Source organism: Leuconostoc sp. UCMA20149 (genome assembly GCF_030400235.1).
GTDB classification, from domain to species: domain Bacteria; phylum Bacillota; class Bacilli; order Lactobacillales; family Lactobacillaceae; genus Leuconostoc; species Leuconostoc pseudomesenteroides.
Genome location: NZ_VJYC01000034.1, coordinates 1 through 1691, shown reverse-complemented (window position 1 = coordinate 1691; position 1691 = coordinate 1). Strand labels below are relative to the sequence as shown.

Genomic DNA, 1691 nt, shown 5'->3' with positions numbered 1-1691 from the left:
AAATCTTGTGAATAACGAATTGACATAAAAATACTCCTATACTTTCATTTTACGGACTGAATAAAAATAGTCCATTTTTCTACCAGAAGTCAAGTGTTTCAAGGCTTTTGACTTCTTTTATTTTGAAATTTTGTTAACAATTAGCACTACTTAAATAAACCGCTGTCTTCACATCGATTTTAAAAAATGTTAGGCTTATAAATGTAGAATACTAGTGCTGTGATACAGCTTTGTAATCATACAGTTGATGGTTAATGACTAGATAATGCATGGTTCTCAGTAATCGCGACATGGCCCCAATGGCAATTTTCTTTGTTCCCTTAGACAATGAAGATTGCTTTTTCTTTTGATACCAATCATTAATATGACTGGGATGCCCATAAGATGCGGTACTCGCTATATTTGATATTGCTCTAAATAGAACTTTGCGTGCGGTGCTATTTCCCCTTTTGGTGATAAAACCTGTGCTTTTGTAATCACCTGAGTCATTGAATCTCAAATCAATCCCAACAAAAGCGTTTAGCTTATTGGCAGTACGAAAACGATGTAAATCGCCCAATTCAGCTATTAGCGACACAACTGTTTTATCCGAAAACCCTGGAATGCTTTGATAAATGCTGTATTCCGGTAAATCCTTAGCCTTATCTACCATAGCAGTCAGGATGTCACCCTTGGTACCATGCAACTCAATCAAACGCTTTGCATAGTATATAACTTGTGCAACATTATAAGAATTGGCAGCAACTGCAGGCGCTGATATCTGACCCATACTCATTAATTGATCGACTAATTTACGTAATCTCTCGTGACCGATATGCCAACTAATCCCACCTTGAATCGTGTCCATGAGTGCTTGCCTCGAACGTCTTGTAATTATTGCATGTGGCACTATTGTTAAGAGTTCCCAATAATGTGGACTATCGGTGGCAGAAAAGAGTCCTTCGATTTCAGGAAAGGTCAGTTGTAAAATGCGATGTAATCTATTTTTTGTACTGACAATATCATGATTAATTTGTTGATAAAAGCGGCTCATATCTTGTAACTCAATATAAATTGGATTTTGAACATAACTTTTAGCACGAGCTAAAATGAATTGGGTCTCAGCCAAGTTTTTAGCATCATTCAAATCATTTTTATTCGGGCGAAGCTGATCCAACTGTTTTTTTGCTGCTAAGGGATTGAGATAAGTATAGGGATAATTATGCCAATCCAAAAATGATTTCAATCGTCGCGAATAAATACCGGTCGCCTCAAAAACAATATCAGGAAATTCATTAAATTGCATGATAATTGTATTGAGTTGATTGAATCCCAGGACATCATGGGTTATCTTGAAATGTTGAGTTACCTTACCATCAACCGCCACCGCAACTTGACTAGTAGCTTTAGAGACATCAATACCAATAACATAGTGCATAATAGCACCTCCTTAAAAAAATATTTGAAACAATCACTGAAACCTCACGACCATTTAATTTTCTATACTCGACGTCTAGCGCCTAACTTACTAAGATCAAATTGTGTGGTAAAGCCAGTGAAATGGCCATTTTTTTCTACGACATCTGGTGTCAAAAGGACCAACGACCTAAGTTTCACTACCAATTTTAGAATAAATCCAAAAAAGGTGAAGATCATCTCCGTCGAGAATAATCTTCACCTTTAATGTTAGTAAGTTTTTTAGTATAAGAGCA

Annotated in this window: 1 protein-coding gene; it reads right to left on the bottom strand. The window is 36.2% G+C overall.

What is annotated here, in order from left to right; translation table 11 throughout:
- Positions 1-211 precede the first annotated feature (211 nt).
- On the bottom strand, positions 212-1417 hold the full coding sequence (locus FF105_RS11480; protein ID WP_290046921.1) for an IS110 family transposase: 1206 nt from the start codon (positions 1415-1417) through the stop codon (positions 212-214).
- Positions 1418-1691: the final 274 nt, after the last annotated feature.

Coding starts and splice junctions, on each gene's coding strand:
- FF105_RS11480 (WP_290046921.1), bottom strand. CDS start 1,417: ATGCACTATGTTATTGGTATTGATGTCTCTAAAGCTACTAGTCAAGTT.